The following is a 13102-nucleotide window of genomic DNA, read 5'->3' on the forward strand; positions in this document are numbered from 1 at the left end:
CGGCCTCAGCTGATAACCAGGCTTGCGATCCGGTCGCCGTCCAGCGTGAAGGCCATGTCGCCCTCGCCGTTGAAGCCGTTGCCCATCACGGCGACGCGGGCATGGTAGACGCCGTCGCGTTGCGCGACGCGCACGATGCGAAGGTTGGACTGCACGCCGATATTGTCCGACTGGTTCCACCGCGCGATCCCGTCGCGGCCACGGAAATCGCGACCCCAGTCGCTGAGGAAAGCATCGTCGGTAAATGCGGCCAGAAAGGCTTCGGTATCGCCAGCATTGGTGGCTTCGACAAAGCGGCGTATCGCGTCGGGCGTGGTCATCAGTCCAACCTGTGCATGAGGTCGTCATCCAGCCAGCGCCCGAAGAAATAGACAAGCTGCTTGTGCCACCACGGCCAGTCGTGGCTGACGTCGCCGCCCCAATAGTCGACCCAGGCCGGGATGGATTTGTCGCGCAGCACCTGTTCCAGTTCGCGCGTCTCGACCAGCATGCGCTCTTCCCAGGCGCCCTGCCCGCAGCAGAAGATGAGCCGCAGCGCCCTGAGCCGCCCGAGCAGCTTCTGGTCGACGATGCCGGGCAGATAGTCGAGCGGCGAGTTGAAATAGATGTTGCCTTCAAGCGTCCGGCCGAAGAAATCGCGGGCCGAATAGACGCCGGACAGCGAGATCACGCCGCTCGCCAGCTCCGGGAAGCGGAACACGAAGTTCGACGAGTGGTAGCCGCCCATCGAGCAGCCGCAAAGCAGCGGCTTCAAGGCGCGGCCGCCATTGGACTTGGCGGCAACCGCCTGCAGCTCCGGCAGCGCTTCCTCGCGCACATAGCGGAAATAGGCCTCGTGGCGGGCGATGCGATGCGCCGCGTCGGCATGCTTGTTGAAGAAGGATTCCGAATCGATGCCGTCGAGCGTGAACAGCTGGATGCGGCCGGTGTCGATGAACTCGGCGAGCGCGCCGACGCCGCCGGAATCCTCGAACTGGTAGAACCGCCCCTGCGAGGTCGGGAACACCGCCACCGGGCGCCCGGCATGGCCATAGCGCTTGTATTCCATGTCGCGGCCGAGATTGCGGGCATGGCCCTTGTGATAGGAGACGTCCATCGGCTCAGGCCTTTTCCGCGTGGATATAGTCGACCGCCTGGCGCAGCGCCTTCGGATCCTTCGAACGCATCTGGTAGGCGTAATTGCCCATGGCGCGGCTGAAGACCTCTTCGATGGCCTGGTGGTGGACGATCTTGTCGCCGTGGGCGGCTAGCACGTCCGCATGGCTGTGCAAATAGTCGATATGGCGTTTGCGGCTGGCATAGGCGGTGAAATACTTGCCCTTGTAAGGGCCGCCGGCGGCATCCTTGACCACCATGTCGGCCCAGGCGGCATAGACGTCGATGTCGAACGTGTAGTTGATGGCGTCCGTCATCCAGGCGCCGGGCGGGCGCATGTTGACCTCGAGCGCGATGATGCGCTTGTCCCTGGTTTCGAACAGCTCGATATGGAAGAAGCGCTCGCGCACGTCGAACGCTTTCAGGATCTTGCGCCCCGCCTCCTCGACCTCCGGGCTGATTTCGGGGAAGCAGGTGTAGCTCATGTGGCGGTCCTTGTTGACCGCATCCATGATGCTTTGGTCGTAACGGTGACTGGCCGCCAGCACCACCTCGCCGTCGCGGTTGACCAGCCCGTCGAAGGTCACCACCAACCCTTCGATGAACTGCTCCATGACGAAAGTGACGCCCTCCGGCTTGTCCCTGAAGAACTGGTCGAGCTCCCTGGCGTTGGAGATCTTGAAGGTGTTGGAAGCGCCGGAGCCCGAATCTGGCTTGACCACCACCGGGTAGCCGACACGGCGGATGAAGGTCATGGCGCCGGCGCGGTCGGAGCATTTGCGCTGCGGAATGGTCTCGACGCCGCTCTTGCGGAAGAAGGCGCGCATGCGGCTCTTCCGCTTCAAATTCTTCACGAAATCGACCTTGGTGCCGAAGATGTTGAAGTCGGTTCGGATGTTGGCTTCGAGTTCGAGCCAATGCTCGTTGAGCGACTCGAAGCGGTCGATGCGGCCCCATTTGTGGATGAAATGCCCCATCGCCCGGAACACGGCATCGTAACTTTCCATGTCGGCGATGCGGTAATATTCCGAAAGCGCCGCCTTCAGCTTGCCGTTCAAGATCTCGTAAGGCGCATCGCCGATGCCGAGCACGGTGGCGCCGGCTTTTTTCAGCCGGTCGCAGAACTCGGCGCCGTTGGCCGGGAAATGCGGCGAGAAGAACACGAAATTCATGGGCGACCCCTCCCCGAAGCTTCGCTCGGTAGCGAAGCCTTCGAAGCCAAGTCTGGCGCATTTGCGAGGCGCGGGGAAGAGCACCCGCAGCGGCGGCGTTGTCAGTCAAGGCGCACTCGGCCATGCGTCCCGCTTGCCTCCGCCGGGCCGCTCCTGTAAGAGAGCCGCCATGACCATGCGCGCCCGCTCCGTCGCTTCCTCTCGCACCGGCTTCGCCGGCGAGACCGCGCGCGCGCTCGCTTCGACCCTGCTTCTTCTCGGCCTTATCGGCGATCGCCGGGTTCGCTGAAGGAGCGCCCGGCGGTCGGTACCCGCCGCCTCAGGCGCATGCTCCTTGGCAAAATCATGATCAAGCGAATGAAATTCTGGTAGAGGCGACGCTCGCCACCAATCCGCCCAAGGCGAACGCGAGGCGCCCGGAGAAGAGACGATGAACGCACGAGAAGAAATCCGCGCCGGCGAGGCTGAAGCCGGGAAGCGCGCGGCCGGCCACATGCCGGATGCAGCACGCAAATACCAATCTTACCCCACGGTCGGCCTGACCGACCGCACCTGGCCGAACAAGGTGATCGACAAGGCGCCGATCTGGTGCTCGGTCGACCTGCGCGACGGCAACCAGGCGCTGATCGATCCGATGGGCCACGAACGCAAGGCGCGCATGTTCGCCATGCTGCTCGACATGGGCTTCAAGGAAATCGAGATCGGTTTCCCCTCGGCCTCGCAGACCGACTTCGACTTCGCCCGCTGGTGCATCGAGGAAGGCGGCGTGCCGCGCGATGTATCGCTCCAGGTGCTGGTGCAGTGCCGGCCCGAGCTCATCACGCGGACCTTCGAGGCGCTCAAAGGCGCGCACCGCCCGATCGTGCATTTCTACAATTCGACCAGCGAGCTGCAGCGCCGCGTCGTCTTCGAGAAGGACGTCGCCGGCATCAAGCGCATCGCCACCGACGCCGCCAAGATGATCACCGACATGGCGGCCAAGGCCGGCGGCGGCTACCGCTTCGAATATTCGCCCGAAAGCTTCACCGGCACCGAGCTCGAGGTCGCGCTGGAAATCTGCAACGCCGTCACCGAGATCGTGAAGCCGACGGCCGACAACAAGCTCATCATCAACCTGCCCTCGACGGTCGAGATGTCGACGCCCAACGTCTATGCCGACCGCATCGAGTGGATGTGCCGCAATCTCGACAACCGCGAGAACCTGATCGTCTCGCTGCACCCGCATAATGACCGCGGCACCGGCATCGCCACCACCGAGCTCGGCCTGATGGCTGGCGCCGACCGCGTCGAAGGCACGCTGTTCGGCAATGGCGAGCGCACCGGCAATGTCGACATCGTCACGCTGGCGCTCAACATGTTCACCCAGGGCGTCGACCCGGAGCTCGACTGCTCCGACATCAACCGGATGAAGGATGTCTACGAGTATTCGAACCAGCTGAAGATCCCGGAGCGCCACCCTTATGTCGGCGAACTGGTCTACACGGCTTTCTCCGGCTCGCACCAGGATGCCATCAACAAGGGCATGAAGGCGCTGAAGAAGGCCAACACGCCGATCTGGGAAGTGCCCTATCTGCCGATCGATCCGGCCGATGTCGGCCGTACCTACGAGGCGATCATCCGCATCAACTCGCAGTCGGGCAAGGGCGGCATCGCCTATGTGCTGCAGGCCGATTACGGCCTCAATTTGCCGCGCAATCTGCAAATCGAGTTCAGCCAGGCGATCCAGGCGATCACCGATGCGGAAGGCAAGGAAGTTCCGGCCAAGCGCATCCACGAACGCTTCCTCGAAACCTATGTCGACCAGCCCGGCGCGCGCCTGAAGTTCCTCGACCATCGCACCTTCCCTGACACCGAGGTGAAGGGCCGGCGTATCGTTGAGGCGGAGATCCTCGACAACGGCAAGGAAGTCACCATCACCGGCTCGGGCACCGGCCCAATCGACGGCTTTGTCGATGCGCTTTCGCGCCATGTCGGCATCGACATGTCGGTGCTCGACTATTCCGAGCATTCCTTGCAGCGCGGCTCCAACGCCTCGGCCATCTCCTATGTCGAGATGGAATATCCGGGCGGCAAGCTGTTCGGCGCCGGCATCAACACCAACATCGTCGCCGCCTCGCTGGAGGCCGTTGTTTCGGCCGCCAACCGGATCATCGGCGGCTCGAGCAGATGATGCGAAACGATCAGGCTCGGCGGCAGGCTTGACCGGGTAGATCTGTCCAAGCGTGGCGCATTCCAATTGCGCCACGCTTCAGACACAGACGCGAAAGCTGCCATTCGTTAACCTGCGGGGGAATTTCCGGTGGCTTACGCGAAAGCATAATAGAAGCATCCTTGTGCGCCGGCGCGAGCGCTATATTATCGCGCCCTAACCTGTGCCGACTTCGAAAGGTTCGACACTTGGAGCATGCCCCGCCTGCCGCCCCCGCAGTGCGCGAGACATTGGAGCGACTGCTAGCCAGCGAAACGTTCGGCCGATCCGAGCGTGCCCGCAGGCTATTACGTTATCTGGTCGAACGCGAGCAGGCCGGCGAGGCGGACAGGCTGAAAGGCGTTTCAATCGCCATGGACGTCTTCGGCAAGGACGGCGATTTCGATGCCTCCACCGATGCCGTGGTCAGGGTCCAGGCCGGCCGCCTGCGCGAGCTCCTCGAGCAGTACTTCGCCAATGAAGGTGTCGCCGAGCCCGTGCGCATCGCGATTCCGCGTGGCGGCTATGTCCCTTCCTATGAGCTGAATGCAATCCGTTTGCCTGGCGACGCCAGGTCCGCCTCCGGCGCCATCGCACGATCAGGCGCATCTGCCAACGCTGCTCCGGCCGCGGCCGAATATCTCAATGGCCCGACGCTCGGCGAGCCTGTAGCGCCCATGGCGCCCGCAGCACCTGCCCAGTCGCTCACGCGGCAGTTGCGGTTCTTCTGGGCTGCCATGGTCCTGGTCATTGTCATGCTCGGCGTGCTCATCGCGCGTCAAAGCAGTGCCTTCCTCAACGGCGGCGACACGACCGCGACAGTCGAAACGGCGCGCCTGGCTGGCACCGCCGCCCAGCCGGCATTCGACTCGCTGCCGCTGATCTACATTGCGATGAAGGCGGATGGAGCGGAAGCAGCTCGCGTCGCGTCATCGCTGCGCGCCGGGCTTGCCGGTTTCGACACCATCGATTTCATCGGGCGTGACCCGGATTCGACGCGCGATCGGTCCGCCGATCCAATCAGTTTCGTTTTCGAAATTGTCCCCGGGCCTGCTGCCGGCGACGTCACGGTGGAATTGCAGAGCGTCGCGACCGGCCGGGTTCTCCTGTCGCGCAACCTGACATCGGCCGAGAGCGCCTCCGGTGCGGTTGAAAGCAACATCGCCAGCCTTCTCACCTCGACCGTTCCCGCGTCGGGCGCGATCTACAGCTACATTGACCAGAGCGACATCCGGACCAGCCAGATCGGATGCCTGGTGCTCGACGACCGCTATTATCTCGACATGAGCGCCGCGACCCACGAGGCTGCGTATCGCTGCCTGGAGAAGCTGGTCAGCGAAGGCACCAAATCGTCGCTTGTCTACGCGGAACTGGCCTCGCTTCATACGGAAGCTGTCACCAACCACTACGCGTATCCCGCCGGCGCTTCGCTGGAAAAGGCCATGTCGCTTGCCCACCGCGCCGTTCAGATGGGGCCGATGAGCCCGCATGCGCATCTCGCCTTCGGCTACCTCAACTCGCGTCTCGGCAACACCGACGAAGCGATCCGGTGGATGCGAAAGGCCTACGAACTCAACCCGTACGATCTCGGCATGGCCGCCGGCTATGGTTACGGTCTGATCTTCGCCGGCAAATATGATGAGGGAACGCCAATCCTGGGCCACGCGGTCGAGGCCTTCAGCGGCCATCCGACCTGGTGGGACTATGGCCTGTTCATCGGAGCCTTCATGCAGGGCGATATGAGAAAGGCGGCGGTCACCAGCGAGTCTTTACGCACGACCGCATCCAAGCCGCACTACCTGGCCGCGCGCCTGATCGGCGCCAGGATTTCAGGCCGCGACAAGCTGGCGGGCGAGCTTGCCAACAAGCTCACCGCCGAATTCCCGAAATTCGCCGCCGACCCGCGCGCGACATTCGTCGACCGCAAATACCCCGCCGATCTCACCGACCGGCTGGTGCAGTCCCTGCGGGCCGCCGGGATCGGCAACCCGAGCTAATCCACTCCGCGCCTGTGTTTGGGCCACACGATCACCGGAGCGCGAAAGTATGATGCTGTGATCCAGCAAGTATTAGGACATGCTTGCGCGTCGAACGCCTGACGGCGCCGCGGTCGCGAAAATTTTACTGGCCATGGGTCTGGATCGGGAGCAATTCAGCCACAATTTGAAATTGCTGCCTGTCTTCTTCACCGCTCCATTTTCATGCTTCCATTCCCTTATGCCGCCGTGGGCGGCGCTGGTCCGAAGACGATCGTCCTTCTGCACGGCTTCGGAGCCTGTAGTGAGATCTGGCGTGACGTCGCGACCTCGCTGGCGGCGGAGGCGAGAGTGCTGGCCTATGATCTGCCGGGCCATGGACAATCACTCGAATGCGAAGGCACGGGCGGCGCCAAGCCGGCCGCGCGGGCCATCCTGGCCGATCTTGCCGCGCGCCAGTTGGGCAAGGTCAACCTCGTCGGTCACTCCATGGGCGGCGCGATCGCGACACTGATGGCGCTTGCCGACCCCGGCAGGGTTGCTTCGCTCACTCTGTTGGCGCCCGGCGGCTTCGGCCCGGAGGTCAACGCAGCCTTGCTGCGCCGCTATGCCGCCGCGGCCGGCAGGAAGCAGGTCCGCGCCAGCCTTGCGGCCATGTCGGGTCCGCGCAGCGCGCCGCCCGACCACGTGGTGGATGCGTTGTGCCGGATGCGCACCCGGCCGGGCCAGTTGCAGACCCTGATCGATATGGCGGCCGCGATGACAAGGGATGACCGGCAAGGAGTGATCCCCCGCGCACAGCTGGATACGCTTGACATGCCGGTGATGGTTGTCTGGGGAGCGGAGGATCCGCTGTTGCCGGTCGAGCAGGCGGAGGCGCTGCCGTCGCATTTCCGCCTGCACCATGTCCTTGACGCGGGTCATATGCTGGTCGAGGAAGCTCCGGACCTGATTGCCGAAATCGTGCGTCGCAACACGCGCCGGCACGGCAGACGGTTGCGTCCGCCTCTGGGCGCGGCGGCGAGCTGATCGCTGATTGTCCTGCGGGATTGGCTCTTCCGGACCGACCTCGAAAAATATCCGTAACCCGCTTCCGCCGGACCGCAGCAGTCGCACGGCTCGTCGTCGGCAGTGCATTTTGCCCGCGATTGTGTTAACTCGCTGTTAACCAACAACGAGGCAGCCGCCATGAAGGATGCAGGCGACAAAATCACCCCGATCGAGCCGTCGCGGAAGCTCGCCGATGCGGTACGCGACATCAAGAACGCCTTTGCCGACCGCGACGATGTGATTGTGGAGATGCGCGACGCGCACCGCATGCGCCTCGATCTTCTGGCAACCGAGCTCGCCCCGGTCTTTGCCGATGTTCCGGCCGACATGGACAGCTTCGACTTCGCCGTCTCGTCCGGCCTGCAGCCGCGGCTATGGATCGACGCGGTGAGCCACGTCGCCATGGGACGCGACCGCCGCACCTATCGATTCCTCAAGGATACGCGCGTCGGCCGCGTGGTGCTGGCCGAATCGACCGAGCTGAAAGCCGTTGCCGATGCGGTGACGCGCTACGTGGCGGAACGTGTCGTCGAGCGGCAGCGCATGATGGAAGGGAGCATGGAGAGCGCCGTTCCGGGCCTGCATCGCCCCATGGTCAAGGAAGCGGAGCCGCCGATCCGATCCGAAACCCGCCGCGGCAATGGTTGGACGACGTTCTTCGCCGGCCTCGGCCTGATCGCCGCCGGCGCCCTTGTCGGCCTGGCGGTTTCGCTGGCGTTGTTCTGGGATCGCATCGTGCACATGAAGATCAGCTTCTGACGAGTTCACGGTCCTTCACGACCGGCACGTCGAGATCCATCGTTTGCAGATCCGAAGGCGGCAGCGCCGGCCCCGTCAGGCCGCGCCGGATCAGGCGGAGACGCCAGTCGCCTTTTTCGCCGTCGATTTCGAACAGATTGTACTGAGCGGCCGGATGCTTGCCGCCCGGTGCCTGGCCTGCGGCGGCAACCCCAACCACGGGCACTTTGGCGCCACGTGCGCCGATGGTGAACAGCGACGGCAGATGCGAATGGCCGTGCAGGACGAGTTCCGCGCCATGCCGGCGAATGACCTTGTGAAAGCGAGCGATGCCGAACAGCCGCTTATGCTGCGGTACGGCGCCGCGCACCGGCGGGTGGTGGATCATGATGGCGCGGAAAAGCCCTTGTTTCGCCGCATCGTCGAGGATGTTGCCGAGCCGCTCGGCCTGCCCCTCCATGAAGAAGCCGTTGGCCATGAAGGGCGCGGTGGCGCGCGCCGTGGTGACGCCGATCAGCGCGACATTGGCGCGCACGCGCAGATACGGAAAGGAATTGCGGTCGACCGGACTGTTGACGCCGTCGCCTGTCATCCAGGGAGCCCACGCCCGGCAAACCTTGTCGAAGGCGCCCGGCACATAGGCGTCGTGATTGCCGGGGACCACGGAGACGTCATGCGGCGATCCGAGCGTCTCCAGCCAGTGCTTGGCCATCTCGATCTCGCCGTCGAGCGCCAGGTTGACGAGATCGCCGGTGACGGCGAGGTGATCGGGCGCGCCGGCCTTGATGTCGGCGACGATGGTGTCGATCACCGCGTCATGCATATGGCGGCGGCGATTGCGCTGCCAGTTGACATAGCCCAGCACGCGCTTGGACGCGAGGTCGCGATAGGTTACATCGGGCAGCGGTCCCAGATGAGCATCGGAAATATGCGCGAGCCTGAACATGGCCCCTTCTTAAGCGACGCCGGCAAGGCTTTCCACTCACCGTTTGCTGTTCGCCCAAGGAGGTTCCGCAAAAGTGTCCCACGGTTTTGCGGTCAGAACCTGCGAAAAACAAGGAAAGCCAAGCAGATGTTCGTGGGGCAACCCACGAACATCTGCTTGGGGATCGTTGGATGAATCGCCGAACCGATTCGGAAGAGGCATTCCGCCAGACCGGCTGGCCGGGGTTGCGGGCAAGGCTGTTCCATTTTTACTTCCTGTTGCGCCGCCCGATGACGCTTGGCGTGCGCGGGCTGGTCTATGACCGCGCCTCCAACTCCGTCTTCCTGATCCGCCACACCTATGTTCCCGGTTGGCAATTGCCGGGCGGCGGCGTCGAGGTCGGCGAGACCCTCGAGGAAGCGCTGGCGCGCGAACTGGCCGAGGAAGGCAACATCGCTCTGACCGCTCCGCCGGTGCTGAAGTCGATGCATTTCAACCGCCGCCCCAGCAAGCGCGATCATGTCGGCCTTTATCTGATCGAAGCTTTCCGCCAGACAGCGCCGAAACTGCCCGACCATGAGATCGCCGAGGCGGCTTTCTTTCCGCTCGATCGTTTGCCGGAAAATACGACGCCGGCGACACTTCGACGGATCGCTGAAATTCTTGGAGCCGAATTACCCTCCCTCTACTGGTGACTTGATCGCGGCGATTTTTCTTGCGTTTGAAATTCAAAACTCTATCATTTCTGAAACGCGGGGAAATATGATGCTGATAGACAACATGGAAACGGTGAATATTTGGCGCTACGTTGGAATTTACATTACTATTACAATCGTATTGTATCTCGCATGGATCGCCTTTGTGTATATGGTTCCATCCATGGAGTCAGCTACGGCAACACCCGTTAATCTAGCCATAGTATTCGCATCCACATCTTTCTCTTACTGGGCATTTATAAAACGACACGGAAGGCTTTTTGAGCGAAACGAGTACTGGAAAATAGTCATATTTTCGACAGTCGCATCGCTGCTGTTTTCAATGGTTTGCCTGCTGTTTTCAATGGCGGTAGGCATCGCGCCGGCGAGCTTGGAACACGTCTCCGCCTGAGCCTGGGTAATGGTTCTGGCAATACTTGCGCTGTTTGGTTTTTGCATCAACGCCATCGGCTTCAACAAACGGTTCGGCAAAAGGTTTTTGAAGGCCAACCGCGGCAGACGGGCTCAACTCGATGCGGAGCCCTTTCAATAACCTGCTCGCGGTCGATGGATTTCAAGCCGCCTTCCTGAACCTGTTACGGTCATGCGGCGCGGCATAATCAAGCTCAGGCCCTGCCGGAACGATTCCCGTCGGATTGATCGACCCGTGGCTGCCGTAATAATGCGCCTTGATGTGATGCAGGTTGACCGTGCCCGCGACGCCGGGCACCTGATGGAGATCGCGCAGATAGTTCGACAGGTTCGGATAGTCGGCGATGCGGCGCAGGTTGCATTTGAAGTGGCCGACATAGACCGGATCGAAACGAACCAGCGTCGTGAACAGCCGCCAATCGGCCTCGGTGATGCGTTCGCCGGCCAGATAGCGCTGGTTCGAAAGCCGCTCCTCGATCGTATCGAGCGCCGAGAACAATTCGCCGAACGCTTCCTCATAGGCTTTCTGCGCGGTGGCGAAACCGGCGCGATAGACGCCGTTGTTGATCGCCGGATAGACCAGCGCGTTGATCTTGTCGATCTCCGCCCGCAGCGCCGCCGGATAGAAGTCGAGACCGGCATCGCCCCATTCGTCGAAGGCGGAATTGAGCATGCGGATGATCTCGGAGGACTCGTTGTTGACGATGGTCTGCTGCCTTTTGTCCCACAGCACCGGCACCGTCACGCGGCCTGAATAGGCCGGATCGGCCTTGGCATAGATCTGGTGCAGGAAATCGAGGCCGTAGAGCGTGTCGCCGGTGGCGCCGTCCTCGGCTTTGAAGGTCCAGCCGTTCTCGCCCATGAAATGATGCACCACGGAGACCGAAATGATGCCCTCGAGCTTCTTCAAGGCACGGAAGATCAGTGTACGATGCGCCCATGGGCAGGCGAGCGAGACATACAGGTGATAGCGGCCGGGTTCCGCCTTGAAGCCGCGTGCGCGCCCTTCGGCCGGTCTGCCATCGCGCGTGATCCAGTCGCGCCATTGCGACTCCGTCCGCACGAACCGCCCACCGCTGTCGGTGTTCGGCGCGCGATCCCGCCATTTGCCTTCGATCAGCAATCCCATGCGAAAAATCTCCCTTGCGGTTGGAGATTATCTAGGTTGATGACCGGGCCGGCGAAGCCCACAGGCGCTGAACAGTTCGTCAAATGACGAACCGGTCGGAGACGGACAAGTTCGTCGCGCGAGGCAAAGAAAGCCGGAAAGCACCGATTGCAGCGGCGCAGAATTGGTGCTAGCGGAGGCGCCCATGTTCGACTTTGCCTCGATCCGGTTCGACCGACGACGAAAGGGCGCCCGCGCTTAAGTAGCGCTGACTGGCGAACGCTGCCGCTTGCAGCAAACCTTCCTCGCATACCGGAACGCAAAGACCATGAGCCTTGCCGACGTGAAATACCTGCCGGAAACCCCGGCGCATGACCCTGAAATCGAAGCCATCAACGACGAGGCCTTCGGCCCGGGTCGTTTCGTGCTTGCCGCCTACAAGATCCGCGAGGCCGGCGGACATGACCGCTCGATGTCCTTCGTCGCCGTCAAGGACGGCACGGTCATCGCTTCCGTGCGCATGACGCGCGTGGCCGCTGGCGCCGGTCGCGCCATGATGCTCGGCCCGCTTGCGGTGCGCCCCGCCTACAAGAATCTCGGCATCGGCCGCAAGCTGGTGGCGATCGCGCTGGAGGCGGCCAGGAAAGCCGGCGCGCCGGCCGTCATCCTGGTCGGCGACGAGCCATATTATGGGCCGCTGGGCTTCAAGCGCTTTCCGCGCGGGCAGATCACCATGCCGCGCCCGGTCGATCTCGACCGCCTGCTGCATCACGAAATCAAGCCCGGGGCCGTCGCTCGCTTTGCCGGCGATGTCTGTCACGCCAATACGGCGAGGGTTGCCGAACTTGCGCCGGCCTTGGCGCGGTCGGCTGCCACGGCGCAGTCGTCGATCGATCCGGCTATGGCGGTTGCGCCTCCCTTGCGCGCCTCGTAGCATAATTCGAAATCCTGGGAGGCTTGCATGAACCCGAACGGCCAGATCGCGATCGTCACCGGCGGCGGATCGGGCCTTGGCGAGGCGACGGCGCGCGCGTTGGCGGCCAAGGGCGCCCGTGTCGCCATCCTCGACGTGGGCATCGAGCGCGCGGCGAAAGTCGCGGCCGACATCGGCGGCATTGCCGTCCAATGCGATGTCGGCAGCGGCGACGGCGCTGCCGCCGCGATCGCCGAAGTGGCTGAAAAGCTTGGGCAGCCGCGCATCCTGGTCAATTGCGCCGGCATCGCCATCGGCGTGAAGACGATCGGCAAGGACGGACCGCATCCGCTCGACCAGTACCGCAAGGTGATCGAGATCAACCTGATCGGCACCTTCAACATGATCCGCCTCGTCGCCGACCGGGCGGCGAAACTCGATCCGCTCGCCGGCGGCGAGCGCGGCGTCATCGTCAACACCGCCTCCGTCGCCGCCTATGACGGCCAGATCGGCCAGGCCGCCTACGCGGCTTCCAAGGGCGGCGTCGTCGGCATGACGCTGCCTGTGGCGCGCGATCTCGCCCGCTCCGGCATTCGCGTCTGCACCATCGCGCCCGGTATCTTCAAGACGCCGATGATGGCAGGCATGCCGCAGGAAGTGCAGGATTCGCTCGGCGCTTCCGTGCCCTTCCCGCCGCGGCTCGGCGAGCCGTCGGAATATGCAGCACTTGCCCTCCACATCGTCGAGAACCAGATGCTGAACGGCGAGACCATCCGCCTCGACGGCGCCATCCGCATGGCGCCGAAATAA

Annotated in this window: 13 protein-coding genes; 7 read left to right on the plus strand and 6 right to left on the minus strand. The window is 63.2% G+C overall.

The window, feature by feature from the left end; translation table 11 throughout:
• Positions 1–5: 5 nt before the first annotated feature.
• The 3 genes from FJ424_RS13630 to FJ424_RS13640 are packed head-to-tail and all read right to left on the minus strand — an operon-like array spanning position 6 to position 2267.
• On the minus strand, positions 6–320 hold the full coding sequence (locus FJ424_RS13630) for a nuclear transport factor 2 family protein (protein WP_140645694.1): 315 nt from the start codon (positions 318–320) through the stop codon (positions 6–8).
• On the minus strand, positions 320–1096 hold the full coding sequence (locus FJ424_RS13635) for an alpha/beta hydrolase-fold protein (protein WP_140653260.1): 777 nt from the start codon (positions 1094–1096) through the stop codon (positions 320–322). Before FJ424_RS13635 ends, FJ424_RS13630 begins: the two co-directional genes overlap by 1 nt.
• Positions 1097–1100: 4 nt before the next feature.
• Complete coding sequence (locus FJ424_RS13640; protein ID WP_140653258.1) at positions 1101–2267, minus strand: ATP-grasp domain-containing protein; 1167 nt, start codon at positions 2265–2267, stop codon at positions 1101–1103.
• Positions 2268–2697: 430 nt separating this feature from the next.
• Between FJ424_RS13640 and leuA the strand changes: the two genes are divergently transcribed.
• From leuA to FJ424_RS13665, 4 genes are all read left to right on the plus strand, one after another.
• Positions 2698–4437, plus strand: coding sequence for a 2-isopropylmalate synthase (leuA, locus tag FJ424_RS13650; RefSeq protein WP_140645690.1), 1740 nt, complete (start codon positions 2698–2700; stop codon positions 4435–4437).
• A gap of 227 nt (positions 4438–4664) precedes the next feature.
• Positions 4665–6452, plus strand: coding sequence for a hypothetical protein (locus tag FJ424_RS13655; protein ID WP_140653256.1), 1788 nt, complete (start codon positions 4665–4667; stop codon positions 6450–6452).
• Positions 6453–6656: 204 nt separating this feature from the next.
• Positions 6657–7460 (plus strand): alpha/beta fold hydrolase, encoded by an 804-nt coding sequence (locus FJ424_RS13660; RefSeq protein ID WP_140653254.1) that lies wholly within the window; start codon positions 6657–6659, stop codon positions 7458–7460.
• Positions 7461–7619: 159 nt separating this feature from the next.
• Positions 7620–8240 (plus strand): hypothetical protein, encoded by a 621-nt coding sequence (locus FJ424_RS13665; protein WP_140653252.1) that lies wholly within the window; start codon positions 7620–7622, stop codon positions 8238–8240.
• Here the strand turns inward: FJ424_RS13665 and FJ424_RS13670 are convergent.
• Complete coding sequence (locus FJ424_RS13670) at positions 8230–9165, minus strand: metallophosphoesterase (RefSeq protein WP_140653251.1); 936 nt, start codon at positions 9163–9165, stop codon at positions 8230–8232. The two genes, FJ424_RS13665 and FJ424_RS13670, sit on opposite strands and share 11 nt — an antisense overlap.
• 170 nt (positions 9166–9335) lie before the next feature.
• Between FJ424_RS13670 and FJ424_RS13675 the strand changes: the two genes are divergently transcribed.
• Complete coding sequence (locus tag FJ424_RS13675; RefSeq protein WP_140653249.1) at positions 9336–9839, plus strand: NUDIX domain-containing protein; 504 nt, start codon at positions 9336–9338, stop codon at positions 9837–9839.
• A 246-nt stretch (positions 9840–10085) separates the two neighbouring features.
• On the opposite strand, the gene FJ424_RS34010 is transcribed toward FJ424_RS13675, so the two are convergent.
• A complete protein-coding gene (locus FJ424_RS34010) occupies positions 10086–10316 on the minus strand; it encodes a hypothetical protein (RefSeq protein ID WP_140786360.1) in 231 nt (76 codons plus the stop codon).
• Between the two features lie 97 nt (positions 10317–10413).
• Complete coding sequence (locus FJ424_RS13685; RefSeq protein WP_140653245.1) at positions 10414–11400, minus strand: glutathione S-transferase family protein; 987 nt, start codon at positions 11398–11400, stop codon at positions 10414–10416.
• 307 nt (positions 11401–11707) lie between these two features.
• Between FJ424_RS13685 and FJ424_RS13690 the strand changes: the two genes are divergently transcribed.
• Together FJ424_RS13690 and FJ424_RS13695 are read left to right on the plus strand one after the other, a co-directional pair.
• Positions 11708–12313, plus strand: a complete 606-nt coding sequence (locus tag FJ424_RS13690; protein ID WP_140645683.1) for an N-acetyltransferase — start codon at positions 11708–11710, stop codon at positions 12311–12313.
• A gap of 27 nt (positions 12314–12340) precedes the next feature.
• Positions 12341–13102, plus strand: a complete 762-nt coding sequence (locus FJ424_RS13695; protein ID WP_140653244.1) for a 3-hydroxyacyl-CoA dehydrogenase — start codon at positions 12341–12343, stop codon at positions 13100–13102.

Origin of the sequence: Mesorhizobium sp. B3-1-8 (genome assembly GCF_006439495.1) — a bacterium.
Classification (GTDB): Bacteria; Pseudomonadota; Alphaproteobacteria; order Rhizobiales; family Rhizobiaceae; genus Mesorhizobium.